Consider the following 26,273-nt stretch of genomic DNA (forward strand, 5'->3'; position numbering starts at 1 on the left):
TTATTTTCTGCAGTGCTTTATAGTATGTCGGGTACTTCACTGGTTAGAAGCACGCTTTGGTTGGCCTGGCTGAAGTATAATCTACTTCAAAACCACTCTAATCATCTGCGGATCATCTTGCAACGTTCTTACGTTTTGCTTTAACTGCTCTAGTTCTTTGGTCAGGTCTTCTTTGGCGGATTTGAATTTATGGTCCATTTGCTTGGGTGTGCCGCAGAAACGGGTGTAGAAGCCAGCGTCGGGGCCGGTTGCTATAGTTTGGAATTCTGCTTTTAGTTCTTCCAGTTGGTCAGTCAGGATCTTGATGTAGTATTGCAGTTGTTCGTCTTGTAGTGTGTCTAATGGCTGGCCTTGTTCCTGCATAAACTCCATTTGCAGGCGCAGCAGCTCAAAAAAGTCGTCGTGGTGGTAGGCTTGTGTGACGCGTTTCATGGCTTCTTCTTTCCAGGCGCGTTTGGTTTCGTCGCGTTCTTTGTCGGGGTGCAGTTGTTTAGCGAGCTCGGTGTACACGCGGCGGCTGGCTTTGCTGATGTTACTGAGTTCGGCTTTTGCCTTGGCTTCTTTTTCGCGTTGCGCTTTGGTTTTGCGGTTTTTCTGGCGGTTCTGTTTTTCCTGTTCGCGCTGCTCGCGTTCGCGGTCCAGCTGGGCTTGTATGCGCTCGAAATCGTCCAGGTCATCAAACGTATCTTCTATTCTTGGCTCCTCATCAGCTATAGTTTCATTCTCTTCTTCGGCTTCAAAAGCATTGCGCTCGGCGTAAGTATATTCTGCATATCGGTCATGGAGTTCAATCATGTCGCGGCGCTCATAGTTCGAGATCAGATCGAAGGTAATGTTCTCGATAAGGGCGGATATTTTTAACTTTTCGCGGATACTGAAAATGGGAAGCGGGAAAGCCTGATCCAGCAAATGCGCTAACTCTACGCGCTTGTCCAGTTGCTGAAGTATAATAGGGCGCAGTTCTTTTTCGATGCGCTTCTGGGCCAGGTTTATACTTTCGCGGCGGGTGGTTATTTCCTTTTTAAGCAGCTCTATCTGTTCGGTTTTATGGTTAAACTCCTGCTGCAGTTTGCTCAGTTTGCGCTCTGCTGAAGTGGAGATCTGGGGTGTTAGGTTTGGAGCGGGTTTGTTGGACGCGGACATGTACAGAAAGTATAAGCTAGTGTTGGTGTTACAAAAGTACAGGTTATCCGTTGTATATCCGTCTTTGCCTACCGGACGCTCACAGGTCTGAAAGACACTGTGAGGTCTAGCGGATCAGTTCCACCTTACGTTCCCCAATCTGCTGGCGCCACATGGCATAGTACAGGCCTTTTTGTTCCAGTAATTCGGCGTGGCTGCCCTGCTCCACTATCTTGCCTTTTTCAAGCACAAAAATGGTGTCTGCGTGCATGATAGTTGATAAGCGGTGGGCAATTAGTATCGTTATCTGCTCGCGCAATGCAGAAATCTCCCGGACGGTACTGGTAATCTCTTCTTCGGTAAGCGAATCTAAAGCAGAAGTGGCTTCGTCGAAGATGAGCAGGCGCGGGTTGCGGATAAGGGCGCGGGCAATGGAAAGTCGCTGCTTTTCGCCACCCGACATTTTCAGGCCGCCTTCCCCGATCTGGGTATGAATGCCTTTTTCGGAGCGGGACAGCAGGTTAGTGGCAGATGCTTTTTTCATGGCAGCCAGCACTTCGTCGTCGGTAGCGTCGGGTTTTACATATTGCAGATTCTCTTTTATAGTTCCCGAAAAAAGGTTGGTTTCCTGAGTTACAAAGCCGAGTTGGCGGCGTGCTTCGTTCAGCCAGATCTCGTGGGTGGGGTAATTGTTATAGTATACTTCGCCGCTCACCGGTTTATACAAACCCACCAGCAACTTTACCAGCGTAGATTTACCCGAACCCGACGGTCCCACAAAAGCAATCGTATCGCCGGTGTTGGCTTCAAACGAGATACCATCTACCGCATTCTGCTTCGCGCCCCTATGGTGAAAAACCACATCTTCGAAACGCAGCTGCTGCAACGGGCCAATGTCGATGGCAGATTCTGGGCGGGTTTCTACGGGCTTGTTCATCAGGGCATCAAAAGTTTGTAACGATGCTTCGGCTTCGCGATAGGCAAGTATAATGGTGCCCAAATCCTGCAGCGGCCCGAAAATGCTCACCGAAATAAACTGCATCGAGATCAGCTCACCCGTCGTTAAAACATCCCTGAAAATAAGCCACAGCAGCGTAAAAAGTATAGATTGCTTGAGCAGGTTTAACGCAGTGCCCTGCAAAAAAGAAAGTGTGCGCACCTGTTTTACTTTTTCCATTTCCAGCTGAAAAATACGTTCGGTGTGCTCGCGCAGGCGGCGTATTTCGGGGTAGGTAAGGCCCAGGCTTTTTACCAGCTCAATGTTGCGCAACGACTCCGTTATCACCCCCGACATTTTATTGGATGCCCGGTTAATAGAGCGCTGCATGGTTTTAATTTTGGCGCTCAGCAAACTGGTTAATCCGCCCAGCACAAGTATACCAATAACAAAAATAGGCACCAGTGCCCAGTGTTTTGTAACCGCATACCACACCAGGAAGCCCACGCCAACTATAGACGAGAACAGGATGTTGATGAAAGCCGAGATAAAGCGCTCGGTGTCGCGGCGTACGCGCTGAAGTATAGAAAGTGTTTCGCCGCTGTTCTGGTTGGCGTATTCCTGGTAAGATAGCTTCAGGGTTTGTTTCAGGCCGTCGTTAAAGATCTTTACCCCGAATTTTTGTACTACCAGATTGGTGAAATACTCCTGAAACGCCTTTGCCAACCTTGAAAGTAACGCAACTATAACTGCCAGCAACATCAGCCACAAAGCACCTTTTACGCGCTCGTCGTTGGTCATGGTAAAAGGCGGCGTGGCGTATTTGTCTATTATCTCCCCAAAAATAATAGGATCGACGAGGGCCAGCACCTGGCTGATGCCGGCAAGTATAAGCGAAAGTATAACCAGCCCACGGTGAGGCTGCAGGTAGTTCCAAAGTACGCGCATGTATGCTTAATTGTAAAGGTTTATACGTACGGCTGTGCAAACTATAAGTATAAATACATGGTGGGGCTTACAAACTATAGCCTGAGATGCAACAATAAAGTATAACATAGCAAAAGCGCCTGCAACTATAGTTACAGGCGCTTTTGCTATGAAAGTTATGAACGTTAATCCCAGTACGTGATGTTGGAAGCGGCGCTGCCATCGGCTGTAAATACAAGCTTTTTGTCGCCGGCTTTATCGTTTAGCTCTACCTGGTAATAGGTGGTGCCGTCTTTTTCCAGCACTTCCACATCATCCAGTTTAAGGCCTTTGTAGCTCTGGGTTATGGCAGTATTAACAGCCTGCGGAAGTTCTTTTTTATCCACGTCATGCTTGGCCATCAGTATCGTTCCGGCTGGGTCTACTAACACGGTATGCTCTGTGCGGTTAATCTTAAACTCAGCTTCGTAGTTTGTCTCATTCATCTCCCAGTCAATTTTCGCAGCATTAGCGTATTTCTGAGAAATGGCGTTGGTTACTGCGGCCGGTACATCTTTAGGGGCAACATCCTGGGCATTTACTGCTAAGCCGGCAGCTCCGGCAAATACAAATCCAAATAATAGCGTCTTCATAAGCTGTTGGTTATAAGTTAAACAGTTAGTTAATGCTGTAAACTTATAACCCAATTCTGAAGCAAATCTGTAGCAGTAAAAAAGTCAGGTGATCAACTGTGTTAAGGCTACATAGCAGCCAGTATCTTGTCTTTCTGTGTTTTAAAATCTTCTTCAGTTATCAGGCCATTTTCTTTTAGCTTACCTATCTTTTCGAGGCGGGCAATGCATTCATCTGCGTCGTAGGTTATCCTGCTCGAGATTGAAAGCTCTGACAGTTCTTCCTGGCGCAGTTTGGCTTTGCGTAGTTTAAAGGCAAGAAATACGGTAGTGCCTAGCAAAATAAGCGAAAGCATGAATGAGGTATTCTTATAGTCGCTCTGGCTGCCGACATCCGAAATAGCATTGTTGTATAACTCTGTCGTGGTTTCTAGTTCGGTGCGCAGGTTGGCTATAGTTTCTTCGGCAGACGATAGCTGGTCTTTAGTGATGTTGTGCTGGTCGCGCAGGCCTTTTTCGGTTCTGTTGTTCTGGGAGCGTACTTCCTCCATTATCTCGTTATCCTTGGCAATAATTCCGTTCTGCACCCCAATAATATTAGCAAGATCATCCTTAGATTTCCCGCCAAAAAACGCATTGTTCTGGTCCTGGTAATACTCCCATTCTTCGTATAGTTGGTCGCGTTCCTGCATTAGCCTGCCAAGCCGTTGTGCAGTGCCTGTATGGGCCAGAAACGTTAAAAAGGTAAGCGTGAGCAGAAATGTTAACCGGGTAAAAGTTAGCTTCATAAGCAGTTCTGAAATTAAGGATGTTTTAACGGCGCAATATTAATCTTTTTTAATATAACATAGGGTGCAGTATGTTGCTTTAATTAAAGAATATGTACTATAAGTATAACATTTATGTAGCTTATATACTTTCAGATATCTCTTTAACGTTAGTTTCGTAGGTATACTTTAGTTTGTAAAAAATCCCTATTAAATTTCATTTTAAGTAAATCACTATGAAGAACACGCGTATTTTTAGCTTGCTTGCCCTGCTGCTGGCATTTTTAGTTTCTACATCAGTAATGGCCCAGGATGCAAAACCAAAGGCGAGCCCGCCGGCAACTGCTACTGGCAAAGTGGGTGGTGCAACGGTAACTATAAACTATAGCAGCCCATCGGTTAAAGGCCGTACCATTTGGGGCGGGCTGGTACCTTACGGACAGGTTTGGCGCTCCGGGGCTAACGAGGCTACTACTGTTACATTTGATAAGGATGTGCTGGTAGAAGGCAAGCCGCTGGCAGCCGGAACCTATAGTTTCTATACGATACCTACCGAAGACAAGTGGACCGTGATCTTTAACAAAACTGCCAAACAATGGGGCACCCAGTACGACGAAAAACAGGATGCCCTGCGCCTGACTGTAACCCCAAGTAAAGCCCCGACCATGAACGAGCGACTGAAGTACGACATAAACAGCAATGGTCTGCTGCTAAGCTGGGAAAACCTGGCCGTGCCGGTTAAAATTACAGCAAAGAAATAAGCAAACTTACAGGTAAACATGCCCCTGCATTTACTGGTAAATCCGGTGGTGCAGGGGTTTGTTGTTTAGGTTGCCGGAATTGATAGATTTACTTTACAAACCGGAGTAATACCATGCAAATTATAGATAAGCTGGCTACCAGCCTGAACTGCCGCAACGAAGAACCGAACAAGCAACTGGCCCAAACTATAGCCGATACCAATAATAAGGCAGCTGTAAAAGAACTGGTAAGTTTACTGCACCACGCAAACAAAAACATACAAGGTGATGCCATAAAAGTGCTGCAAGAAACCGGTGCTCTGAAACCAGAACTAGTAGCACCTTATGTTGCCGAACTGCTACCACTACTGCAACACAAAAATAACCGCATGGTATGGGGAACGATGGCTGCCCTAAGTGCCCTTGCCCCGGCCGCACCAACTATACTTTACAATAACCTGGGCACTATTCTGGATGCAGCAGCCAAAGGCTCAGTTATCACCAAAGACCATACAATTAAAATACTGGTTATACTTGCCGCCACGCCCGCTTACACCCAGGATTGCATTGCCCTGCTGCTCGACCAGCTGAAAGACGCGCCTGTAAACCAGCTGCCCACCTACGCCGAGAGCACCGTCACCATCATTACGCCTACCTATAAACCCGAAATGCTCCGTATTTTAATGCAGCGCCTGCCCGACGTTACTACAGAAACCAAACACCGTCGCCTGACCAGACTAATCCAAAAACTTCAGAAATAAGCCTGCTATAGTTGCCGTTACAGCACTGTTGTTTCAGACTATCCACTTTTGTATCTTCCTGTACCCAAACAGGATAAAACGTATGCAGAAAATTACCCGCGACCTTATTTACAGCATTGCCCGGCACAGCAACTGGCGTGGGCAAAGTATAGCTGCATGGTTCCGGAAAGAGCGCATTTACGCCAACACCACCGCCTGGATCCGCTTTATGCAGTTGCTGTTACTGGTGCTGGGTGGCGGGTTTATAGTTTCGGGTGTGGTGTTCTTTTTTGCTTACAATTGGGCCGATATGCACAAGTTCCTGAAGCTTGGTTTAATAGAGCTTATGCTGCTGGCGGTTACCGTGCTGGCCGTTTTTACTACATGGACCAAACTTGTAAAAAACCTTCTGTTGCTGGCTGCCACCATGCTGGTGGGCGTGCTGTTTGCCGTTTACGGGCAGATCTACCAGACCGGGGCCAACGCGTACGATTTCTTCCTAGGCTGGACGGTGTTTGTATTACTTTGGGTGCTGGCAGCCCGCTTTCAACCCCTTTGGGTCATTTTTATGGCGCTCATCAACACCACGTTTATACTATATGTACAGCAGGTGGCCACAGGACTTGCGTTTCCGGTAGCGCTCGATGTTTTGTTTGGGGTTAACGCGGTAGCAGTGCTGGTTTGGGAAGTGCTTTATAGTAAAGGCATGATCAGCCGTTTCGGGAAGTGGTTTCCGAGGCTGGTAGCGTTGGCCGCGTTGGTCTATATTACGCTTAGCATGATCCTGTTTATGTTTGATACCTATAGTTCAGGTGACAGGGGTTTGTGCTTTGGGTTAGCAGCAGTTGGTTTTATAGTTGGCATCTGGTATGGGTACAGCCACCGCGACCTGTTTTACCTGTCAGTTATCCCGTTTTGTGTAATTATAGTTGGCGCAGCCGGCATTATAAAACTGGCTGGCTCCGACCCGGTAGGCGTGTTTTTGCTGGCCTGCGTGTTCGTAGTTGGAAGCATTACCCTGCTCATCCGCAACATCATCCAGATAAACCGTAAATGGCATGGCACAGTTTAGTAATGAAAAGCTGCAGCGCGTGCTGCAAACAATAGCCCACGAAGAAGGCAATAGCTTTACATATGATGCTGCTGAAATTGAAACTGAAGCGCGTTACAGCTCATCGCGGTACACCAACCTTCCCATTAAGCTGCTCACTATTTTCGGGGGCTTTCTGGCTACGCTCTTTTTTATGGGCTTTTTGTTCTCAACGGGTCTTTACAACTCTACTGTGGCGCTGCTGGTTTTTGGCGTAGCCTTTATAGTTGGTTCAGAAGTAATAAGCCGCCTGCGCCACGATCTGTTGCTGGATGCTGTGAGTGTATCGCTGAACATTACCGGGTACCTGCTTTTCGGGATGGGGGTAAGCGAGCTGAACAGCGATGTAACATTGGCCCTTTTGTTGGCTGGCATAGCAGCTATATTTATAGTTGTCTCGGGAAGTATGGTGCTGTTGTTTTTGGCCACGCTGGTTTTCTGGGGAAGTTTGGTTAGCCTGCCGCTTATTTTTGAAATGCCTGAATTGTTATATGTGCATGTCGGGGTGATGGCAGCTATACTTGTTTACCTCAGCCTTCACGAAGCCCGCCTGATAGCCCAACACCCACGCCTGAACAAACTATACGCGCCGGTACGCATAGGGTCGGTTTTTTCGTTTATAGGGTTGCTTATACTGCTGGCGCATCATACCCTTCTCCCCGAAAAATTGGAGTATCTGTGGGTGGCTAGTCTGCTGCTTATAGTTGCATTGCTGGTAGTGTTGCGCCGCATTATGCACGACAACGGCGTTACCGATAGCAAGACTCAAACTATAGTTTATACCTGCTGCATTGCCCTTCTTGCACCAACGATACTTACGCCTTCGCTGGCAGGGGCACTGCTTGTTGTGCTGGCCAGCTTTTACATAGGCCATCACCTGAGTTTTATAGTTGGCTTGCTGGCGCTGGGCTATTTCATTATCCTGTATTACTATAATTTGCAGCTCACGCTACTGGCAAAATCGGGGATACTGGTGCTTACCGGCTGCCTGTTTTTAGGTGGCCTATACCTGCTGAACCGTTACCTCAGAAACCATGCAAACTAACCTGAAAGCTATAGTTGTGCTCGTAAACCTTGTCCTGGTGCTGGCTTATGTAAACTGGTCGGTAGCTGAGAAGGAGGATACCCTGGAAAACGGTGAACTGGTGCTGCTGAAACTAGCCCCGGTAGACCCGCGCTCTTTAATGCAGGGCGATTACATGCGCCTGAATTACGCCATCAGCCAACCCTGGCAACAACTACAGACCGGCGATAGCACAACCAGGCCAACCCAGCAACCTCAACAGACTTTAGACAACCTGAAAAGCCGGGGCTATGCCGTACTGAAATTAGATGCACACCACGTAGCGCAACTCGTACGGTATCAGCCAGAAGAAGAACCGCTGCACCAGAGCGAGCTGCTATTAAAGTATACTAAAGGCGACTGGGCACTTAACCTGGGGGCAGAATCTTACTTTTTTGAAGAAGGTCAGGCCAAAACCTTTGAACAGGCCGAATACGGTGGTTTAAGAGTAGACAAACAGGGGAACAGCGTGCTGGTAGGGCTCTATGATAAGAACCGGAACCTGCTGAAACCCAAACGCGCCGAAACGTTGGAAAAGTAAAGGTTTTATAGTTACCAGGATGAAAGCAACTATCCACGGCTATACCACCGGTCGTTTTTTTAGCGCTACGGCACAGGTCTATAGTTGGGTAGCTACTGTTTCTGCCTTCTTTGCCATTCTGAATGGCTCCTATGTGGCATTTTTATTTTTACCTGCCGGTATCGTGTCGCTGCTCCTGTATCGTCGTTTTGAAATTGACCTGGTACACAGAACCTATAAAGTGGGCGTCCGGTTACTGGGCTTTACGTTTGGTAAACTGCTTCCATTGCCTGGTGTCGATTTCCTGTACCTGAATAAAAATAAACGTACCAGCGTAGCTATGTCCAGGGCATCTGTTAGGCAGTTCCGGAGCATAACCTACGATGGCTACCTGAAACTGGCTGATGCGACCAAACTACACCTGGTGCAGGAACACACAAAAGAAAAAGCCCTACAGAAACTGGAGCAAATAGCCGATGACCTTGGCATAGTGCTGCGCGACCAGACCGACAGGAAATTTTAATAACTATAAGGCAGGCACTGTACCCTAAAAGTATAAATCTGTTTTACCTTTACACCTGCATGCATCTGTTACAACACAACACCCTGAAAGAAGACCTGTTGCTCGCAACAGTTGGGGTGGCCCTCCTTTCGGTTTGCCTTTGGGATGGAATTGGCATTACTTTCGATTCGCATTTATACCTGCTGGGCAGCACCTACCTGCAACAACACGGCTTTACAGATTTGTTTACAGTGCCGGCCTTTCGTACGAAGCCTCCTGTGCTATCGGCGCTTTATGCGTTGCTGCAAAACAATATTCAACTTATAAAACTATCGAACCTGCTATTTCTGGCGGGTACCCTGCTGGTAAATTTCAAACTGGCAACTATACTCATAGATGATCTCTTTTTCAGGAGGCTTACAAAGGCAGTGCTGGCATCGGCTACGCCTTTTATGCTGGTGCATAGCTTTCTGTGGTCGGAGCCGTTCTTTTTGTTTGTACTTAGTGTGTACTTTTTGCTGAGCTACCATGCCCTGTTACATACTCATAAAACTGCCTGGCTATATGTACTGCCCGTACTGGGATTATTACTTGTCGGGTTGCGCCATATTGGGGTAGTGTATGTGCTGTGCAGCGGTGTATATGTGCTGATGCATTACAAATATTTTAGCAGAAAGCAGTTAATGCCTATTATTTTAAATGTGCTGCTGCCGGTGCTGGCCCTGTTGTGGTGGCACACCCAGGTAGTGGCACATAGTGGCGATGCCGGGGAGTATAACCTTATCCGTAACTTAAACCTGCAGCGCAATTTTCTGGTGTACGCCGATGTGCTGAAAGTATGGCTGGCACCACCCGGTTTGCCCTTTCCGGAAGTGTTGGCTATAGTTGCTTTTATAGGCTATGCTATAGTTGCCTGGCTGGCTGTACGGCAAAGCTATGGTTCTAAAGCAAGGCATTTGGTTCTTTTATTTCTGCTTACTTCGGGAGGGTATGCGGGGCTTATGCTCTTAAAAGGCGACTTACTTACTGATGACAACGAGCGCTATCTTTCGCTGGTTTATGCGCCCTTAACCATCCTGCTTTTTTATGTGCTGCAAAACCGAATGGTAACTATAAACCGAAAACTAGTATGGCTGTTTTTTATAGTTTGGTTTGCTTATCCGCTTGCCCGTACCCTGTATAATGTAAACCGCTGGCGCCAGCATGGAATTAACACCTACAACCCTGCGGCTGCACCTAAAGCCATAATTTCAGAGTTTAAAAGTCCGAAGTAAGCTATAGTTGCTTCTCCATTTTATAGTGCTGTATAGTACCGAAAAGCAGGTGGGTTTTCTCAATCAGCTTATAGCCATTACGCTCATAAAAACTGATGGCCTTTTCGCGGGCCTGCAGCACCATGTTGGTAGCGCCCATACTTTTTGCCTTATTTTCGAGGTAATCCAACAATAGTTTTCCTAAGCCTTTGCCCTGGTAATTTTCGTGTATACCCATAAACCTGATCTGTGCTTCGTGCGGGGTTTGCAGGTGCATCCGGCATACGCCAATAGCTTCGCCGGCATCGTTTACCAGCAGGGCATGTGTGGCTGTTGCATCGTCGTCGGCGCGTTCGCTGCCTTTGGGTTGACCCCATGGTTGGCGCAGAGTTAGATAACGCAACTGGTAATACTTCTCGAACTGCTCGGGGGTGGCGGGCTCTAATATGTGCATGGTTTACTAGCTAAAGGGTTTATCGTTGATTGTAAAGCGTTCAGGATAGAATAGCGGCTTGGTGAGACATAAACTATAAGGCCGAAGTTTCTAAACTAATTTTGGGAGGCCTACAGCCTCGCGGCACAGGCTATACTTGCACAACTACCATTTAGCATCAAACTATAGTTTCTGATCTTATCCTTTACTAAAAGTTGCCAGTTGAGCTGTTCCTTACCAAACCGTTTTCTCTCTAAAATCAAGCCATCTAACAATTAACAATATAGCAATTTAACAATTCAGCAATTATCAGATAACTTTGTTGCCTGAATAGAGGTAAAAATCAAATCTTAAAAACATAAGCTAAAAACTATGGCATCTTTCGATATTGTAAGCAAAGTAGACCCACAGGTTATGGACAACGCCGTAAATGTGGCTCGCAAAGAGATCATGAACCGCTACGATTTCCGTGACACCAAAGGCTCTCTGGAGTACGACAAAAAAACCAGCGAAGTAAAGATTGTGATGGAAAACGACATGCGTGTGCAGCATACCGAAGACGTGCTGATGAGCAAAATGGTGAAGCAGGGTCTTGATGCAACTGCCCTCGATTTCTCGAAAGAAGCTTACCAGAGCGGCGCCATGGTTAAAAAAGACATCAAAGTGAAAGCCGGAATCGATAAAGAGACATCCAAAAAGATCATGAAACTGATAAAAGATAGCAAAGCAAAAGTATCAGCAGCTATTATGGATGAGACCATTCGGGTAACCGGCAAAAAAATAGACGACCTACAGGAAATAATAGGCATACTGCGCGCTAACACCGAAACAATAGGTATGCCCCTGCAATATGTAAACATGAAGAGCTAATTGTTGATTTCTAAATTGTTAGATTGTTGATTGTTGGCAATAGATGCTCCTGATCAGCAGTAAATCAAGCTTGTATAAAGTATAGTTCAACAACCAGCAATAAACAATTAACAATACGAACTATGGATTTCGCAATTTTTGCCAACCCCGACACCTGGATAAGCTTACTGACATTAACCTTTATGGAAGTGGTGTTGGGTATAGATAACATTGTTTTTATCTCGATTATAGTTGCGAGGTTACCCAAAGAGCAGCAAAGCAAAGGCCGGACAATTGGTTTGTTGTTGGCACTTGTGTTCAGGGTGATACTTTTGCTGTTTATTAGCTACATTGTGCAGGCCAAAGAGCCGCTGTTTACACTTAATCTGCCGTTTACCGAAAACGAGCTGGCCGTATCTATCCGCGACCTGATCCTGTTTGCCGGCGGCTTGTTTTTGCTGGCCAAAAGCACCACCGAGATACACAACAAACTGGAGGGCGAAGAAGAAACCCATGGTACTGCCAAGTCCAGTGTTACGCTGGGCAAGGTCCTGATCCAGATCATCCTGATAGACATTGTATTTTCTTTCGACTCTATCCTAACGGCAGTAGGGTTGGTAGATAATGTGTTCATCATGATTATTGCGGTAATTATTTCCATGATTATCATGCTGCTGTTTGCCAAGTATGTAAGCGATTTCGTGAACAAGCACCCGACCGTAAAAATGCTGGCGCTGTCGTTTCTGTTGCTTATTGGCGTTATGCTGGTGGCCGAGGCCTTCCATGTCGAGATCCCGAAAGGCTACATTTACTTTGCCATGTTCTTCTCGCTGATGGTGGAAATGCTGAACATGCGGCTTCGCAAGAAAGTGAATCCGGTGCAACTGCGCCAGAACGAGATCCTGGATGAAGACAAGTATACCGTTATCGACTAACCTCTTTTAAAAGTAAGTTAAAAGGCTTCCGGTGTTATCAGCCGGAAGCCTTTTTTGTTTCTATAGTTTGCCTGGTGGTGTAAGTATAAACTATAGCTGATAAGTTTATATATTAGTGTAATCATATACTATAGTCTACTTATGCAATACCGCAATTACCCGCTGGCACTGTTTGTTTTTCTGGCACTTACCGGCCTGGCTATACTTAGTGTTTCGCTGGTACGTGCCCCCGAGGCCTTGCCGGCTACTGCCCCTGCTACCCAGTTTTCAGCTGAAAGAGCCATGACCCATGTACGTCGGGTTGCAAAAGAACCTCATGCTATGGGCACAAAAGCGCACGCCGAAGTTAGGGGTTACCTGCTTGCCCAACTGCAACAACTCGGGCTGGGGGCTGAGGTGCAGGAAGCAACCGTTGCCGCAGAACCGGGCTATGTAGCGCAGGCAGGGTACGTGTACAACATAGTGGGCCGGCTTAAAGGGAGTGGCAATGGCAAAGCTGTATTGCTGATGGCGCACTACGACTCGCAGCCTAACACGCCGGGCGCCGCCGATGATGCCACAGGTGTGGCCGCCATGTTGGAAACAGCAAGAGCCCTGAAACAGGGAGCACAACTGCAGAACGATGTTATTTTGCTAATGACAGACGGGGAGGAATACGGCTTGTACGGTGCCAGAGCTTTTCTGCGGCACCCGTGGGCAAAGGACGTAGGCATGATCGTAAACCTGGAAGCACGCGGCAACAGTGGCCCCAGCATGACCTTCGAGATTAGTCCGGAAAATGGTTGGGTGATTGAAGAGTTTGCCAAAGCAGCACCATACCCTATCGCCAACTCGCTGGCTTATGAAGTGTACCGCAACCTGCCCAACGATACCGACTTTACCGTTTTTAGAAAAGAGGGCTACACCGGTGTAAATTCGGCTTTTATAGATGGATTTGTAAACTACCACAAACTTACCGATTCGCCCGAAAACCTGGACCGTAACAGCCTGCAACACCATGGCAGCAACATGCTGGCACTTGCCAGACACTTCGGTAACATCAGCTTGGTAAATACAAAAGCGCCTGATAAAGTTTTCTTTAACCCGGCAGGTACATTGCTGGTGCAGTACCCGGCGTGGTTTAACTATATACTTGTTGCCTTGGCGGCACTGCTGCTTGTGTTGGTTTTAAGGGCAGGGCTCAGAAAGCAGGCGCTAACTATAGCCCAGGTGCTGGGTGGTTTTGGCTTGTATGTAGTGATGCTTGCTATAGTTGCCGGGCTTTTTGTTCCCATAAACACCTTTGTAACTAGTCTGCTGCCGTACTGGCACCAGCACAATGGCGTGTATAGTTCCGATGCCTTTTTTATGGCTTACCTGTTGCTGGCCATCGGGTTGTTTATGTTGCTGTCGTGGTTGGTGCTGCGCTGGCTTAGGCTGTTTTCGGTGGTAACGGGCGTGTTCCTGCTTTGGTTTGTGTTATTGCTGGTTGTGCTCTTCCTGGTGCCGTCTGTAGCATACTTGTTTCTGTTCCCGTTGTTGTTTAGCCTGGCTGCTACGTTAGCAATTTTACGGGGCGGGCTGCACCTGCAGCAGAAAGTCGGATGGACGTATGGTCTGATTCTGCTAACAGGGCTCTTGCCGGCTATCTTTATCGTCTTGCCAATCGTGAAGCTGTTGTTTACAGTGTTTGCCCTGCAGATGCCCGTTGCCATGGTCGTTATGTTGGTGCTGGTACTCGGTTTGGCAGTGCCATTGCTTGTGTTGCTGGAGCGTAGTTTCAGCTGGCGAATGCTTCCGTTGCTGCCGCTTTTGCTGGTATTAGCCGGATGTATACAGGTTTACAGTGCCATCGAGAGCGAAACCCCGTCTGCTAAAAAGCCCTTGCATAGCCATGTAAGTTATTACCTGAATACAGATACCAAACAAGCTGTCTGGGCTTCTGCATTTAAAACAACAGATGATTGGAACAAGCAGTTCTTCCCAAATCCTGTAACTGCTCCGCTAACCGAAATCTATCCGACAGCATCTTACGGTTTCCTGAAAAATGAAGCCGAACCCTTAGCTTTACAGGCACCTGTGGCAGAGTTGGTAAACGAAACAACCGTAAGTGGTAAAAGAAGGCTACAGTTAAAGTTACAATCCCCGAGAGGAGCCGCGCACTTCGAGCTAATGTTACAGACTCAGGACAGTACAGGCATCAGCAGCGTTGCCTTAAATGGTGAAGTGCTTTCGTTACAGCCAATCGAAAAAGACGGCAAAAGTTATTACCACATAAGGGTACAAGGCTTGCCGGTTTCTAAAGAAGTGATGCTGGAAGTAGAACAGCCTCTTAATACTCCACTTAATTTGCTGCTGTACGACCAAAGTATAGGGCTACCGCAACAACTGGTACAAAAAGCCATGCCAGCGTACGTAGTACCAGAACAGGGCCGCGACAGCAACCTGACCATTGTGCGTAAAGGCTATAGTTTCTAAGCTATAGTTTAAGGGTGCAATCTATAGCTGTACTTTTCCGGGGAATAATCGGAGTATAAAACTTACCGTGCAGCACGCGTAGTATAAAACTATAAAAGCCTCTGCTGCATCATGTTTACAGATAAGATTCGTGCCATTGCCTTGGGCAGTGTTTTGCTGTTATTACCGGCCTGCGAAAACCGTACCTCAGACTATAAAACAACCGAAATAACTTATACTTTAGACAGGCACGAGCCCAGCCTTATGTTCTGGGATTATGCCGCCAGCACCAGTATGCTGCAACAGCAGCTCGGCAAACTTGCCATACAAAAAACAACAGACTCACTTATCCATACTTATGCTGATTCTGCGTTGCTGATCCACTCCAAGGCGTTACAGCGGCTGCGTATCATTGCCGGCAAATACAAACGCGTGCAGTTACCCGACAGCCTGACCGGCTCAGACAAAGAAATGGTAGAAGAGTTTGAAGCGCTACAAGGCGAAGATTTTGAAAGCCGTTACCTGGAGTATATTACACTGACACATAAAGCCCAGCTTAGCAGGTACCGGGAAACAATGCACGAAACCGATGACCCCAGCCTGCGCCAATGGCTAACAACCATGCAGGCACGGATAAGCAACCAGCTACAACTTTACGCCCAAGCCGACTCAGTAAAAGAAGAAGAGTAAAACTATAGTTGGTTAGCTCCAGAGCTCTGAAGCCTTACATGCCATCCGGAAGAACAGGTCGCGCTCCAGACCGGCTACCTGGCGGGCTTCGCATTCTTCGTACCCGTTCTCGATGGCGTTAAGGTAATCGTAGTATAGTTGGGCAAGTTCTAAAGAGTCATCCTCAAAGCACTCGGTCAGTTTGCTTTTTACCAGCTTTTTTTCAGGCTCAAATACTTTAGAAGGGTATAGTTTATCAAGCTGGTAGATCAGGTATTTCTGCGACGTCTTGTTCTGGCGGGCGCCAAAAAGTTCTTCAATCGGGGTATCGTCGTCGTCAAATTCAATGTCCTGGTCATCTTCAACAGCCATCGGCTCATACACAATTATATCAAAGCCAAGCAGCTCCAGGTACTCGTCAAATTGTTCTTTAATAGGTATAAGGGTAGGGGTGTCGTATGGCTTGTTCAGGATGTTGGCCATGTGCAGCGATATCTCCTTGCCTTTTTCGCCGGCAGCCAGCAGTATCTGGTTAAACTGTGTAAAATCGCAGCCCAGGTAAATAAATTTGTACTCATCATCCAGCATGGTAAAGCACCACAGGGTTATAAACTCCGTATCGTCGATTACTACTGTATCGATGTAGAGTTCATTTATCTGAACGTAGTAAGGCGAATATTCCGGAGTATCCATGTGGGTTCGGCTTTAAGTACGAAATGCAATATTACTGCATGGCAAAAATGGTAAGGGCTTTTTTGGCGTATACGGCATTCCCGGAGATATGGCAACCCTTCTATATAGAAAGTTTAGTAAAGCATACTATTATTTTTTAACGCTATGTTATAAACAACTGATATATAAATTGTTGTATTTTTTAAGCTGATCAGATTTTTTTGTGAACGGATAGTGTAGCCGGTGTTAAGGTTTTGACCAGATACGTTCTAAAAACCGGTGCGCATTTTTGTAGGCAAGTTGCTGTAGTTGTGCTGTGTTAAGTTCTTCTTTCAGCCTGTTTAATATATACGTATAGCTGATGCCGGCATGTACCAGGTCCGGGAAGTAGAAAGGCAGGCGGCTGGCATCTTTTTCATCAGCAGTATAAAAGTAATCTGCCCCGAAACAGATGGCATTTTCGGCGCCATGCGCAAAGCCATACTTAATGTGTTCCAGTATAGCATCGGGGGCATCGTTGTTCAGGAAAGAGCGCAGAAAGTTAATGCCTATCAAGCCATCGCGACGGATGATTTCCTGCACGAGTTCGGCTGGCAAATTGCGTTCGTGCTCCCATACCTGCCTGAAATTGGAGTGGCTGGCAATTACCGGTATATCCAGCTTTTCTTTGTCAATATGCTCCAGTATATCATAAGCCAGGGCATCGCTGGTGTGCGACATATCGATGGCAATATGGCGGCCGTGCATGTAGTCGAGTAGCATTTTGCCGTCGCGGGTTATGCCTTGGGTAGTAGCGTTGCCACCACCAAAACGATTGGCCAACGCGTGTGTCATGCTGATGTAAAGTACCCGGTCTACATCTTCAATTATCTTTTCCAATTTCTTAAAGCCATCTTCCAGCGGCTCGTTCTCCTCACAAAACCCGGAGGCATTCTCTATGGCAGCAACCATACCCGTAGTTTCTGCTGTTAGCGCCTGCTGTAATCCCTCCAGGTCCGTAACCGCCGTTAGTGAATTATCTGCTTCAGCTAATAGTTTAAAGGCCTCGCTTTGTTTTTTAGCATAGTTGGTGCTACCAGCTTTTGTAGGGCAATAAATAGCCATTACCTGCAGCTTAATATTGCCTTGCATTAACGAGGGCAGTGCACATCCTATTTCTTCTACCTTGTTCTGTTCGGCACCGGGCACATCGGTCAGGTATACCAACAGGTCGCAGTGCAGGTCTATTATAGGAAGTGTAGCAGGTATTATCGTATTCATACAGGTATAGCAAGTTTGGGTTTAATACGGGGAATTGCAGGTGTTGTGTTTGATGGGTTAATGTAATAAGAGTTTTTAAATATTTCTTTTGTCATTTCGAGTGTAGCGAGAAATCTGAGTTCTATAGTTGAGATTTATTGTTATTTTGAGCGTTAGTCGAGAAATCTTATTTGTCCAAAGTTGGGGTTTATACTTGCTTGAACCAAGCTATCCTTCTATAGTTTCCTCTAATCCTGGGAGCTTTATTTACCTATAGTTTCAATTTCACTTTGGTGCCCTCATGGCCGGGAGGCCCCGTCTTCGGGCATCGCGCTGCGCGAATCTCTTTTGCTCGTACCTCGCAATGCCTTCGGCACCAGATATTCACAAGGCGCTCAACCCAAAGACTGATATCTTTCGATAGCTAAATTATATTTGATTGGAGCTCCTATAGTTGTATTGCTTTATCGGGGGGTATTTTCGAGGGGACAGGTCGCGACCTGTCCGATCTTAGTATGTAACTATAGAATTTTACTTTTGACTTTAGCAATAGCAAAAAGCTCCCTCTCCTGTTTTTAGGAGAGGGCTGGGGTGAGGTAATACGGCAGGGGAGGGTGAAATGCCAAGTATAAAACTATAACTCTATAACAACCTACTTCCCGGTGCTTTTATCCTGTATACTTTGGGTAAGTAGTTTATAAATCTCCTGGAGCTGTGGTTGAGAAGCCAACTGGTGCAGGTGTTCTTCTATTACGTTGTGGTCGTGGCGAATGGCGGGGCCGGTTTGTACAGTATATGGATCATGTGCCGTTGCTTTCTTTATCGTTTCCTGGATCAGGGGTTGAAGCAGGTTAAGCGGCAAACCGGCTTCTCGCAGTAACTCGTGGCTGATACCGAGCAGGTGATTGGTAAAGTTACAGGCAAAAATGGCCGCTAGATGCAATTGTTTGCGCTTTTCGGATGTAACCCGTTCAACTTGCAGGCTTATACTTTTCGCCAATTGCTCTAGTTTGTTTGTAGTCTCTTCTGTATTTCCTTCCACAAGTATAGGCACATGTTGTAAATTAACTGGTGCTTGCTTAGAGAACGTCTGTAACGGGTAAAAAACGCCATAGTTTGCTCCGGCTATAGTTTCTAATACAGTTAAAGGCTGTGACCCTGAAGTGTGCGCTACCACTACGCCAGCTGGTGTTTTAAGCTCTTTCACCACATCGTCCAAAGCCTGGTCCGGAACAGCTATCAGCACAACATCAACAGCTGTACTTCTAAAGTCCAGCGACTGCGTCGAAACAGCACCCGGTAGTTGCCGAGCCAGTGCTTCGCTGTGCTGTTTGGTTCGACTATAAACAACTGCAATACTATGACCTGCTGCCTGTAATGCCTGCGCTAAATGCCAGGCTACATTTCCTGCGCCAACTATAGCTATGTTCATGAGTGTTACATTATCCGTTTGTAAAGTAAAACAGCGTTAATCTTAAACGCTAATTCTTACTTACACTTGCTGCTTTGTAAATATCCATAATCTGCTGACAAACCGTTTGCCGCGAATACTTGATTAAAAACAATTGTCTTATTTTATCAGGGTTGTAGTGCTTATAGTTCAAATGCATGGCAAGCAGGCCTTCATATAACGCTTCTGTATTTCCGGGCGCTACTAAAATGCCAGTTTCCGGAGTAATGATGCTTTCGGGGCCACCGCAGTATGTGCTGATCAGGGGTTTGCCACACGCTATTGCCTCCAGTAAAACCAGCGGTAAATTCTCATGCAGGCTTGGTAATACAAACGCATCACATCGCTGATACGCTTGTAATGCCTGGTCCCGGTTCAGTACACCCAGCAATTCTACGTTATCCGATATAGCTAAAGCATTGGCCCGGGCCTTATAGTTTTCCTGCTGAGAGCCTTCGCCACCTATTATTAATTTACACTCCTGATAAACCTCCAGGAGCTTTTTAAATGCCTCTAATAAATAAGAAATTCCTTTTCCTTCTTCTAGCCTGGCTAAGGTAAAAAATGTGAATGCTGTATTTGGTTGCTTGCCTTTATCAGGTTTAAAAAAGCTTTCGTCTGTCAGGTTGGGTATATGGGTAACCCGTGGTATTCCCCAGTTTTGCAAAGTTGCTTGCTGCTGCGGGCTCACAGCTATAGTTGCAAAAGCATTGTGCAGGGGCTTTGCCAGCCATGGGCTCAACTTGCCAGATGGTAGTTTAAATGCATCAAAAGGAAACGGGCCCATATGCTCTGTTAGCACATACGGGATGTTATACTTTTTACTCAATTCCATTGCTACCCAGCCTCCTGGGTGAGCGCTGTGGGCATGTATCACATCTATAGTGCCTTTTGCTGCTTTAAAGGCTAACAAGTGCTTTTCGTTTGCTTTTATAATGTTCCGGATATTGCCTTGCCATACTTTACGTGTCCAGGTAAAAGCGGGCGTATAGTATTGGGTTAAGTTATCGCGGAGCTGAGTTTGAGCGGCTTGTTTTAAAGAACCTTTTATAAGTTTCGGGATGATCTTTAACAAATCGTTGCTGTAAAGGAGCAGGTCATGCTCATGCGAGCCCCAGGTACTTAGCGCGAAATCGGAATCAGGAAACACATCGGCTAAGGCCTCGGCCTGTTCCTTAAAAAAGATGCCGGTATGCGGCTCATCTTCAGACGGATACCAGGATGGAATGATAAAAACATTCATAAAACTTGCCGTAACCTCCGGATGTGTTTGATTTATGCCTGGGCATATTACACAGAAGGCAGGCTTAAAACAAGCCTGCCTTCTATTTATCAATCTATAGTTTGGTTATAGTTACGCTACCTGCGCTTTGTCTGCTTTTTTAACAGCCTTTGGTTTTGTGGTTTTGGTAGTGTTACCCTCTTTGTTGCGGCGGGTAATTGCCATAATAAAACCGATAGACATAACTATAGTTCCGATCCAGAGAATGTTAACAAACGGTTTTTCCATTGCTTTCAGGATGATGTAGTCCTTTTGCGTAGTGTTTACCCCGATCTTAAATTCTTCTTTCTTCGGATCAATGTTCAGGAAAGTGATACGCAGACCCAGGTCTTCCAATATCTCCGGGTAATAACCGGCCATGCCATCTTTAAAGATCAGGAGCGGATGACCGTGGTAGGTCTTTTTCTCGCCCATTATCTTCATGTCGGCCTGCACCGCTACATCGCCTGCTTTTAATGGTACGCCCGGCACTTCTTTTATTACCTCAACCCCGTTAAAGATGGCCACATAATCGTTCAGGATAATGGTATCGCCAACAGTTACGGTATACTCTTTCAGCTCGCTCCATTCCTTTTCCTCGTTCGGGTCCGGTACAGATGATACGTGCGTGTAAAGGTCTTTGGTAGCAAACATTTTAATGTCCGGAGAAGCCAGCAGACCCATGTTCGGGTTTACCTGGGCACGCGGATAAAGTATAAATGCCTCGTTTGTTTCGCGGTTCTTATACTCTACCTGGTAATAAGTGTTTTCAGGTGTTGGCAGCTCTACCGTATCGCCAGTTTTATAGTATAGTTTTTCGGCTACTTTAATGTCGGCACGTGCAATGGCGCTGTACTCATCATCGGTCCTGAAAAGGATTTCCTTGTTCACGTATTCCGGTACACCAGCCACTTCTAAAAACTGCCCACGGTAGCTAACTTTATACTTGTCCATGTCGGTAGTGGTGTTTCTCCACAGCAACACGTTGTCGCGGTTTATCTCATCCGGAAACTCGCGCGAGTAAAGCATACCCGATGTGTTGCCTGAGATGATGTTAGAATAACCTGAAGAGAACAGGATACCCAGCAACATTAGCGCTATACCAATGTGCGCCACAGCCCCACCTGACAGAGATACCTTTTTATGCAGTAGGCTCAGGATAATGCTCAGGTTCGCAAATACCGCAAACAGCGATGTTACAAACAGGGTAATGTAAACCGGGTTGTCCAGTTTAAAATCAAATACATCAAACTTATTGGAAAGTATAATTACAAGACTCGCAAACAATAATGTAAGCATTGCCGGCATCGTAATCGCATCCAGGAAGCTGGACTTATCGGTTTTGCGCCACCACGTTAACTGGCCTATACCTGTAAGTACTGCCACCAGCACGCCCGCCCATAACTGGAACTTGGTGTAGTGTTCTATCTGGTCGGCTGGCAGGGCGGCGTTCGAGTCGATGCCTATAAAACCAAGGAAGGAATTATAAACCGGGATAGAGGTAGTAGCCCACACCTGAAAAGCTGCCAAACATAGTACCGCAGCACCTATAAATACCCAGAACTCACCGTTATATGTTGTTAGCTCTTTTTCTGTAACTGGTATCTGTTTCCACTTATAGATCAGTAAGGCTACAGCCAGCACGGCAAAAGCCGCCAGGTAAGTGAATAGCTGCCCAGAAAGACCTAAGTCTGTGAAAGAGTGTACTGAGGCGTTTCCTAAAATACCGCTTCGGGTAAGGAAAGTAGAGTAAAGAATAAGTATAAAAGTTGTGATAACAAGTATAAAGCTGGCCCGTAAACCTTGTTTGCTTCTACGGAAGGCGAGCATTGTATGGATAGCGCCAACCAACACCAGCCATGGGATATACACGGCATTCTCAACAGGGTCCCAGTTCCAGTAGCCACCAAAGTTAAGGGTTTCGTAAGCCCAGTAAGCACCCATTACAATACCAACACCCAGCGTTACAGCTGCAAAATGCGACCAAGGCAACGCAGGCTTTATCCATTCGCCAAACTTGCCTTTCCATAAGCCTGCCATAGCGTAGGCAAACGGAACCAGCGTAGCAGCAAAGCCCAGGAACAGGGTAGGAGGGTGAATTACCATCCAGTAGTTCTGTAACAGTGGGTTAAGGCCGGTACCATCTTTGGGTACAAAATTCGGGTCCATGGCAAACACCGGCGCATCCGGCATAAAGTCGCGCATCAAAATAAACGGCGACGAACCGATTTTGATATCAAAGATCACCACACCCAGGATCATGGAGGTAAGGAACAACTGCACGAACGAGAACATGGCCATCACCGGCGCTTCCCATTCCTTGTTCTTTTTACCCGTATTCATCAGCACTACGCCTAACACCACATGCCAGAAGATCCAGAGCAGGAACGAACCCTCCTGGCCCTCCCAGAAGCACGAGATCATGAAATGCACCGGCAGGTGATTGGATGAGTGGCTCCAGGCGTAATAATACTCGTAGCGGTGCTCGTAAATGATGTTAAAAAGCGCAAAGATGATTGTGATTACAGCCAGTGCATGCACATAAAAAGCGCCACGTGCAAAACGGCGCCATTTGGTAAGGGCTTCAGCATCTATAGTTGCGCGCGAAGCCATAAAGTAAGCGTAAGAAGACACGATGGCTGCCACAAAAGCAATTATCACACTCAGGTGGCCTATATCGCCGATCAGCGTATTTATCATCACTAAAAGTTAGAAAGTTAAAAAGTTGGGAAGTTAGAAAGTTGTGATCCTTTCCGCTTTCAACTATAATTTATAAACCAGCGGTAGTTTGCTGCACTTCTTTTTCTACGTACTTAGACGGGCACTTCAGCAGGATCTTATCAGCTACAAACACATCGTTCTGCATGTTACCGGTAATCACAACCTGCTCCGAGCGTTCAAAGTCCTGTGGTTTTGGGTTAAAGTACACTACTTTCTGCTCTACCCGGTTAGTATCCACCAGCATAAAGGCAAAGTAGTTCGGGTCTACCAGCGGGTCGTACTGCATGCCAACTATATGGCCTTTCGCATCCTTTTTCAGGCGGCCTACTACGTGCACTTTGGTTTTGCTGCCATCTTGTGCCAGCTCTTTTGCCTGACCAAAATCAACATACGTACTTGCGTCGCCAGCCGTAGACATAATGATCATGATGGCTGCCGCGATGATGATAATACCGATGATGTGTGACTTTTTCATCTTATTTTTAAAGTATAGATACTCTTTTTCTGTTAGCCTAACACATCAGAGGGCATTTTAAATCCATGGTGTCGAGCTATTTTATATTCTGATAAAAGCCACACTGCTTTATTGTTAGAGGTGGCCGTTACTGGCTATGGGCAGCACCCGGGCTGCGGTTTCATGGTCGTCTGTCGCTTCGTTCAGCTGTGTCTCCATCCTGATATAAAAATCATCAGAATCGAGAAGCTTGTATGTCCGCAGGTGGCGTTGCGATATAAACCACATTTCGTTGGCCGGATTGCTAAGTATAAAAAAGCATTCCGAAGTCTCGCTGGCATTGTATACACCTAGTACTTTATAAGCAAAGGCAGGGTCAAAGCGGCCATCGTTAATCGGGTGCGGCTTTACGTGCTCCAGCGGGCTCAGCGAAACAAATAAGCGGGGGTTAAGGGTGATGCTCATAAGTATAGTTTTAAACTTTAAATGAGCATTACTACGCAAACTTCAGCCCGTCTGGCTGACCGCTACTATAATTTAAAGCCAATGTTTAAAATGGCCTCACAATGTATTACTGCTTTATCAGGTCGTCTTTAAACTGCTTCTCCAGTTTGCCTACCTTGCGGTCCAGCATAATAAGGTAAATGATAAGCCCGACCAGCACGGTCAGCAACACTACCACTACCACGTAAATTTTTCCGTCCCGGCGCAGGGTGTCGGCCATTTCTACGTCCGTCTCAGCTGGTGCCGAGGAGTATTCTACCTGTGCTTGCCCGGGTTGTGCCTGCACTTGCTGGATGCCTGCCGTAGTGCCAAGTATAAAGCACCAGATGGCCAGTATTCTAAACAGTTTCATATAAGCGTTGTCTCAGTAATTCAAATCTTGATCTCACATTCACGATCCAGATGCCTAGCAGCGTCCAGCCCAGCACGGCCGGGTAAAACACTAAGCGTAAGCGGTTATCGAGGTCGTAAGAGTTAAAGCCGGGGTTACCGCCATTGCCAGGGTGCAGCGAATCGGTGAGGCGCGGCAGTATAAATAACAGCGGAATAAGGGCCGCAAAAGCAAAGATGTTGTACACTGCACTGATGCGTGCACGCTGCTGCTGTTCGGCAAAAGAGCTGCGCAACACCAGGTAGGCAAAATAGATGAGCAGGCCAATTGCGGCTGCGTTCTGTTTCGGGTCGTTGCTCCAGTATTCGCCCCACGTAAATTTAGCCCACTCCATGCCTGTAACTATACCCAGCACTCCAAACAGGATTCCTACTTTGGCAGACTCGTATGCGACCACATCGTTTTTTATAGTTGGGTTGCGCAGGTATTTAATAGAGTAGATAACCGAGATCAGTAGGATCAGGATCATGCCAAACCACATCGGCACGTGAAAGTATAAATTTCGGATGGTCTCGTTCAGAATAGCCAGCCTCGGAACCTCTGACAGCATACCCGCCACTACGGTAAAAACCAGTAGCAGCACTGTCAGTATTTTCCACCAATTTTTCTTCATTTTATAGTTAGATAGTAGGTGCTTGTAATCTTCAAAAAGTCGTGTTCAGCATTTAAATTCGTCTGTTACTGTCAAATCCTGCACCCGGAATTCTGTGCTTTAAGCCACTTTTTATGATCGCCAAAGGTACGGGAACAAAATATAAGAAACAGTGATAACGATCATGTTTATGGCAAGCAATGTGAGCAGTTCGTCGAGGCTTGCCCCTCGCTCCAGTCCATCCATCGCATTTTTCGACATTTTTATCAGCATCAGCAGCATTGGCACAATTACCGGGAAGCTTAAAATTGCCATCAGAGTGCTACTGTTTGCCGCCTTACTGGCAATGCCGGATATCATGGTAAGCGATGTCGAAAAACCAATGGCACCGAGCAACAGCGACAGCAAAAACATCGGGATATCCTGCACAGGATTGCCCAGCACAAACGCATAAAACACGAAGCAAATAACGGCTAGCAACAGCATTAGCATGGTGTTGTAAGCAATTTTAGCTAGTATAATTCCCTGCGGGCTAACTATAGAATAGAAGTATAGCAAACGGCCCCGGTTTTCCTGCATAAAGCTTTTGGCAATGGCATTAACCGACGTAAACAGCAGGATGATCCACAACAACGCATTCCAGATCGGGCCGCTGTCTTCGGAGAACTGGCGCAAGCCAAAGCTCAGGTAACATACAAAAACAGTACTGCCCACATACAGCAACATGCCATTAAAGGCATACTTCTGTCGCCATTCCAGCACCAGGTCTTTCTGTATCAGGTATATGATTTCTTTTAGCAGCACTGCTTTTTATTTTCCGCAAAGTTACGACACAATTATTTGGGAAAGTAGTGTTTGGCTGGATTGATGATTAGTATCAGTTTTATAGTCTGGTTTAATGCGATTTGACTGAAGTAGAGAAATCTTATACGTTCTATAGTTCCAACTTTGTCATTCCGAGCGCTAGCCGAGGAATCTTATGTGTCCTATGGTTAACGTTGTCTATTTCCCGAACCAAGCTAATCTTCCAAACAATCTGTATTCCTGGGAGCTTTACTTGCCTATTGTTTCAATTGAGCTTTAGTGCCCTCATGGCCGGGAGGCCCCGTCTTCGGGCATCGCGCTGCTTTCGCTTCCTTTGCTCGTTCCTCGCCATGCCTTCGGCACCGGAACCTCTCGAGGCGCTCAACCCAAAGACTGTGATCTTTCTGCTATTGACCGCTTAGCTATAGTTGAACTTGCTCGCTTCGAGATTGATCGTGGCTATAGTTTCGTAGGGACAGGTCGCGACCTGTCCGCGCATGGTCTGTAACTATAGAACTATAAATCAAGCTATAGCTAAGGCCCAAAACTCCCTCTCCTTTTAGGAGAGGGCCGGGGTGAGGTAAAACAGCA

At 46.5% G+C, this 26,273-nt stretch carries 27 protein-coding genes; 12 read left to right on the forward strand and 15 right to left on the reverse strand.

Annotated elements, in window-relative coordinates; genetic code table 11:
- Positions 1–81: 81 nt before the first annotated feature.
- From GWO68_RS14790 to GWO68_RS14805, 4 genes are all read right to left on the reverse strand, one after another.
- Positions 82–1,143: a J domain-containing protein gene (locus tag GWO68_RS14790; protein ID WP_162347243.1), complete on the reverse strand. Its 1,062-nt coding sequence runs from the start codon at positions 1,141–1,143 to the stop codon at positions 82–84.
- Positions 1,144–1,249: 106 nt separating this feature from the next.
- Positions 1,250–3,007 (reverse strand): ABC transporter ATP-binding protein, encoded by a 1,758-nt coding sequence (locus GWO68_RS14795; protein ID WP_162347244.1) that lies wholly within the window; start codon positions 3,005–3,007, stop codon positions 1,250–1,252.
- Positions 3,008–3,171: 164 nt separating this feature from the next.
- Positions 3,172–3,618 carry a PepSY-like domain-containing protein gene (locus tag GWO68_RS14800; RefSeq protein WP_162347245.1) on the reverse strand — a complete coding sequence of 149 codons (447 nt, stop codon included), beginning with the start codon at positions 3,616–3,618 and terminating at the stop codon, positions 3,172–3,174.
- Between the two features lie 107 nt (positions 3,619–3,725).
- Positions 3,726–4,385: an SHOCT domain-containing protein gene (locus tag GWO68_RS14805; RefSeq protein ID WP_162347246.1), complete on the reverse strand. Its 660-nt coding sequence runs from the start codon at positions 4,383–4,385 to the stop codon at positions 3,726–3,728.
- Between the two features lie 215 nt (positions 4,386–4,600).
- On the opposite strand from GWO68_RS14805, the gene GWO68_RS14810 reads away from it, so the two are divergent.
- From GWO68_RS14810 to GWO68_RS14840, 7 genes are all read left to right on the forward strand, one after another.
- A complete protein-coding gene (locus GWO68_RS14810; protein ID WP_162347247.1) occupies positions 4,601–5,125 on the forward strand; it encodes a DUF2911 domain-containing protein in 525 nt (174 codons plus the stop codon).
- A gap of 113 nt (positions 5,126–5,238) precedes the next feature.
- On the forward strand, positions 5,239–5,865 hold the full coding sequence (locus GWO68_RS14815; protein WP_162347248.1) for a hypothetical protein: 627 nt from the start codon (positions 5,239–5,241) through the stop codon (positions 5,863–5,865).
- 82 nt (positions 5,866–5,947) lie between these two features.
- Positions 5,948–6,916: a DUF2157 domain-containing protein gene (locus GWO68_RS14820; protein WP_162347249.1), complete on the forward strand. Its 969-nt coding sequence runs from the start codon at positions 5,948–5,950 to the stop codon at positions 6,914–6,916.
- Positions 6,903–7,979: a DUF4401 domain-containing protein gene (locus tag GWO68_RS14825; protein WP_162347250.1), complete on the forward strand. Its 1,077-nt coding sequence runs from the start codon at positions 6,903–6,905 to the stop codon at positions 7,977–7,979. Before GWO68_RS14820 ends, GWO68_RS14825 begins: the two co-directional genes overlap by 14 nt.
- Positions 7,969–8,538, forward strand: coding sequence for a GDYXXLXY domain-containing protein (locus GWO68_RS14830; RefSeq protein ID WP_162347251.1), 570 nt, complete (start codon positions 7,969–7,971; stop codon positions 8,536–8,538). The genes GWO68_RS14825 and GWO68_RS14830 overlap by 11 nt, the downstream gene beginning before the upstream one ends.
- A 19-nt stretch (positions 8,539–8,557) precedes the next feature.
- Complete coding sequence (locus GWO68_RS14835; protein WP_162347252.1) at positions 8,558–9,040, forward strand: hypothetical protein; 483 nt, start codon at positions 8,558–8,560, stop codon at positions 9,038–9,040.
- Between the two features lie 59 nt (positions 9,041–9,099).
- The gene (locus tag GWO68_RS14840) at positions 9,100–10,293 is read left to right on the forward strand and encodes a hypothetical protein (protein ID WP_162347253.1); all 1,194 of its coding nucleotides are present in this window, start codon (positions 9,100–9,102) and stop codon (positions 10,291–10,293) included.
- A 1-nt stretch (position 10,294) separates the two neighbouring features.
- Here the strand turns inward: GWO68_RS14840 and GWO68_RS14845 are convergent, their stop codons facing one another.
- Positions 10,295–10,726, reverse strand: a complete 432-nt coding sequence (locus GWO68_RS14845; RefSeq protein WP_162347254.1) for a GNAT family N-acetyltransferase — start codon at positions 10,724–10,726, stop codon at positions 10,295–10,297.
- Positions 10,727–11,077: 351 nt separating this feature from the next.
- Between GWO68_RS14845 and GWO68_RS14850 the strand changes: the two genes are divergently transcribed.
- The 4 genes from GWO68_RS14850 (at position 11,078) to GWO68_RS14865 (ending at position 15,615) form a co-directional block, all read left to right on the forward strand.
- Positions 11,078–11,575: a YajQ family cyclic di-GMP-binding protein gene (locus GWO68_RS14850; RefSeq protein WP_162347255.1), complete on the forward strand. Its 498-nt coding sequence runs from the start codon at positions 11,078–11,080 to the stop codon at positions 11,573–11,575.
- Positions 11,576–11,697: 122 nt separating this feature from the next.
- Positions 11,698–12,489, forward strand: a complete 792-nt coding sequence (locus GWO68_RS14855; RefSeq protein ID WP_162347256.1) for a TerC family protein — start codon at positions 11,698–11,700, stop codon at positions 12,487–12,489.
- Positions 12,490–12,630: 141 nt separating this feature from the next.
- Positions 12,631–14,946 (forward strand): M20/M25/M40 family metallo-hydrolase, encoded by a 2,316-nt coding sequence (locus GWO68_RS14860; protein WP_162347257.1) that lies wholly within the window; start codon positions 12,631–12,633, stop codon positions 14,944–14,946.
- 111 nt (positions 14,947–15,057) lie between these two features.
- On the forward strand, positions 15,058–15,615 hold the full coding sequence (locus GWO68_RS14865; protein ID WP_162347258.1) for a DUF4142 domain-containing protein: 558 nt from the start codon (positions 15,058–15,060) through the stop codon (positions 15,613–15,615).
- 12 nt (positions 15,616–15,627) lie between these two features.
- On the opposite strand, the gene GWO68_RS14870 is transcribed toward GWO68_RS14865, so the two are convergent.
- From GWO68_RS14870 to GWO68_RS14915, 10 genes are all read right to left on the reverse strand, one after another.
- Positions 15,628–16,287, reverse strand: a complete 660-nt coding sequence (locus GWO68_RS14870) for a hypothetical protein (RefSeq protein ID WP_162347259.1) — start codon at positions 16,285–16,287, stop codon at positions 15,628–15,630.
- A gap of 225 nt (positions 16,288–16,512) precedes the next feature.
- Positions 16,513–17,526: a dipeptidase gene (locus tag GWO68_RS14875; RefSeq protein WP_162347260.1), complete on the reverse strand. Its 1,014-nt coding sequence runs from the start codon at positions 17,524–17,526 to the stop codon at positions 16,513–16,515.
- A 631-nt stretch (positions 17,527–18,157) separates the two neighbouring features.
- Positions 18,158–18,937 (reverse strand): Rossmann-like and DUF2520 domain-containing protein, encoded by a 780-nt coding sequence (locus GWO68_RS14880; RefSeq protein ID WP_162347261.1) that lies wholly within the window; start codon positions 18,935–18,937, stop codon positions 18,158–18,160.
- 49 nt (positions 18,938–18,986) lie between these two features.
- Positions 18,987–20,198, reverse strand: coding sequence for a glycosyltransferase (locus GWO68_RS14885; RefSeq protein WP_162347262.1), 1,212 nt, complete (start codon positions 20,196–20,198; stop codon positions 18,987–18,989).
- Positions 20,199–20,309: 111 nt separating this feature from the next.
- Entirely contained in the window at positions 20,310–22,916 is a 2,607-nt protein-coding gene (ccsA, locus tag GWO68_RS14890) for a cytochrome c biogenesis protein CcsA (RefSeq protein ID WP_162347263.1), read from the reverse strand.
- Between the two features lie 70 nt (positions 22,917–22,986).
- Positions 22,987–23,412, reverse strand: coding sequence for a cytochrome c maturation protein CcmE domain-containing protein (locus GWO68_RS14895; protein WP_162347264.1), 426 nt, complete (start codon positions 23,410–23,412; stop codon positions 22,987–22,989).
- Between the two features lie 114 nt (positions 23,413–23,526).
- Entirely contained in the window at positions 23,527–23,856 is a 330-nt protein-coding gene (locus GWO68_RS14900) for a hypothetical protein (RefSeq protein WP_162347265.1), read from the reverse strand.
- A gap of 106 nt (positions 23,857–23,962) precedes the next feature.
- On the reverse strand, positions 23,963–24,247 hold the full coding sequence (locus tag GWO68_RS14905) for a CcmD family protein (protein WP_394367165.1): 285 nt from the start codon (positions 24,245–24,247) through the stop codon (positions 23,963–23,965).
- Positions 24,234–24,899 carry a cytochrome c biogenesis protein CcsA gene (gene ccsA / locus GWO68_RS14910; protein ID WP_162347266.1) on the reverse strand — a complete coding sequence of 222 codons (666 nt, stop codon included), beginning with the start codon at positions 24,897–24,899 and terminating at the stop codon, positions 24,234–24,236. The genes GWO68_RS14905 and ccsA (GWO68_RS14910) overlap by 14 nt, the downstream gene beginning before the upstream one ends.
- A 111-nt stretch (positions 24,900–25,010) precedes the next feature.
- Positions 25,011–25,679 (reverse strand): heme exporter protein CcmB, encoded by a 669-nt coding sequence (locus tag GWO68_RS14915; RefSeq protein ID WP_202923775.1) that lies wholly within the window; start codon positions 25,677–25,679, stop codon positions 25,011–25,013.
- Between the two features lie 337 nt (positions 25,680–26,016).
- Between GWO68_RS14915 and GWO68_RS14920 the strand changes: the two genes are divergently transcribed.
- Entirely contained in the window at positions 26,017–26,190 is a 174-nt protein-coding gene (locus tag GWO68_RS14920; RefSeq protein ID WP_162347267.1) for a hypothetical protein, read from the forward strand.
- Positions 26,191–26,273 lie beyond the last annotated feature (83 nt).

The organism is Pontibacter fetidus, assembly GCF_010119545.1.
Classification (GTDB): domain Bacteria; phylum Bacteroidota; class Bacteroidia; order Cytophagales; family Hymenobacteraceae; genus Pontibacter; species Pontibacter fetidus.